The sequence below is a fragment of the Synechococcus sp. H55.11 genome, from assembly GCF_047462475.1.
Taxonomy (GTDB): domain Bacteria; phylum Cyanobacteriota; class Cyanobacteriia; order Thermostichales; family Thermostichaceae; genus Thermostichus.
Genome location: NZ_JANSJI010000072.1, coordinates 1 through 2044, shown reverse-complemented (window position 1 = coordinate 2044; position 2044 = coordinate 1). Strand labels below are relative to the sequence as shown.

Annotated in this window: 2 protein-coding genes; both read left to right on the top strand. The window is 55.8% G+C overall.

Features of this window, described 5'->3' with window-relative positions; all coding sequences use genetic code 11:
- Positions 1 to 84: 84 nt before the first annotated feature.
- Positions 85 to 732 (top strand): DUF4433 domain-containing protein, encoded by a 648-nt coding sequence (locus tag NW853_RS03090; protein ID WP_414337017.1) that lies wholly within the window; start codon positions 85 to 87, stop codon positions 730 to 732.
- A 12-nt stretch (positions 733 to 744) separates the two neighbouring features.
- Positions 745 to 1815 carry a macro domain-containing protein gene (locus tag NW853_RS03085; protein WP_414337015.1) on the top strand — a complete coding sequence of 357 codons (1071 nt, stop codon included), beginning with the start codon at positions 745 to 747 and terminating at the stop codon, positions 1813 to 1815.
- Positions 1816 to 2044: the final 229 nt, after the last annotated feature.

Here is a 2044-nt window from a genome sequence, read left to right as displayed (position 1 = left end):
GAGCCTGTCGGCCTTGATTCCCGTTCTGGCTAGGGCCAGCTTGGCTTTGCCTTTTCCAAAGCTGGGTCGTAGGTTAGAGGTACGATGCCTATCCCAGAAAGCCCGAAAATTTACCACATCACTCATGTGGACAACTTGCAAGGTATCGTAACTGCCGGCGGCCTACTTTCTGACGCGGCAATCCTGCAGCAAGGCGGGCCGACGCAAATAATTGGCATGTCCAAAATCAAGCGGCGCCGAATCGAGGAGCTGGAAGTTGCCTGTCACCCCGACACAAAAGTCGGCGACTATGTTCCCTTTTATTTTTGCCCGCGCTCGATCATGCTTTATGTTATCCACTGCGCCAACCACCCCGAGTTGGCCTATCGCGGCGGGCAGACCCTAGTCGTACACCTCGAAGCCGATCTGTACCGGGTCATCAATTGGGCTGACCACAGTGGAACTCGATGGGCTTTCTCCCTCTCCAATGCAGGGGCACGCTACACTGAGTTTCGCGCACAACTCGACTGTCTTGGTGAGCTAGACTGGGATGCCATTAGTGCTAGGGATTTTCGCAACTCAGATATTAAAGAGCGCAAGCAGGCAGAATTTCTCGTCCATGGCTATTTCCCTTTTGATCTCGTTGAAAGGATCGGAGTGTGCCAGGCTAGCGTCAAAGACAGGGTCAACCAAGCATTGGCAGGAAGTAGGTATAATCCTGCGGTTGAAGTCCGTGCCGATTGGTATTTTTAGCGGAGAGAGGCCATGAACCTCGAGTACTGTGTCGGGGATATCCTGAAAGCGGATGCGGAAGCGCTGGTCAATTCCGTTAACTGCGTTGGCGCCATGGGCCGTGGCATTGCGCTGCAGTTCAAAAAAGCCTGGCCTGAGAACTTCAAGGCCTACGCAGCAGCTTGCCGACGGGGGGAGGTTCGGCCGGGCAAACTATTGGTTTTCGAGACAGGAAAGCTGACCAATCCGCGCTACATTATCAATTTTCCCACCAAGCGCCACTGGCGAGGGAAGTCGAGGATTGAGGACATTGAGGCTGGGCTGCAGTCCCTTGTCCAAGAGATCAGGCGCCTTGACCTACATTCGGTTGCTTTGCCACCCCTAGGCTGTGGCCTCGGTGGTCTCAGTTGGCCAGATGTTCGCTCCCGCATCGAGCGGGCACTGGCAACGCTCACGGATGTCCGCATTCTTGTCTATGAGCCGACTGAAGTTCAGCTTTTGCCGAAGAGCATGCGCCGTGGGCAGGTTTCCACCTTGACCCCGGGAAGAGCGGTGCTGGTGGGCCTCATGGAGCGTTACATCAACGGTCTACTGGTTCCCTTCGTTTCCCTGCTCGAGCTGCACAAGCTGATGTACTTCCTGCAGGAGGCTGGGGAGCCGCTGCGCCTGCGGTTCACGAAGGGCGTCTATGGCCCCTATGCTGAGAACCTGCGGCATGTTCTCAAGGAAATCGAAGGGCACTACATCTCCGGGTACGGATCGGGGGGTGACCAACCGGACAAGAAGCTAGAGCTTGTGCCTGGCGCCGTTGAGGAGGCCTACAGCTACCTCGCCAGTCAGCCGGAGACGAGAGAACGTTTCGAGCGTGTTAGCGACCTCGTGGAGGGTTTTGAGTCGCCATATGGTTTAGAACTGCTCGCCACTGCCCATTGGATCATAACTCGCGACCACCCCAGCACGGCGGAGGAGCTGGTGGAGGGTTTCCACGCCTGGGCGGAAAGAAAGCGACGATTCAGCAAGAAACAAATCCTGCTCGCCACTCAAGTTTTGGTAGAGAAGGGATGGGTCAGGGCCTTTCCGACGCAGCAGTTCGCAACCAGCTAAAGCAGGTTCGAGATATGGTCATTCCAGGCTAGATCGAGACAGCTCCCAAGCGCTCCGCGCCGCTACCCCCAGCCCCTCTCCCAGAGAGAGAGGGGAGTTGTGGATGAACTTGAAGAACTGTTTCATCGCTATTTGATAATTTGATTCCTGCCCCGGATCGCTGTACAGTTTTCCTCTCTAGCCTCTGTTCAAAGGGAGAAGAGAACTAGGGATCGACGCGACGAGCCAT

Coding starts and splice junctions, on each gene's coding strand:
- NW853_RS03090 (WP_414337017.1), top strand. CDS start 85: ATGCCTATCCCAGAAAGCCCGAAAATTTACCACATCACTCATGTGGAC.
- NW853_RS03085 (WP_414337015.1), top strand. CDS start 745: ATGAACCTCGAGTACTGTGTCGGGGATATCCTGAAAGCGGATGCGGAA.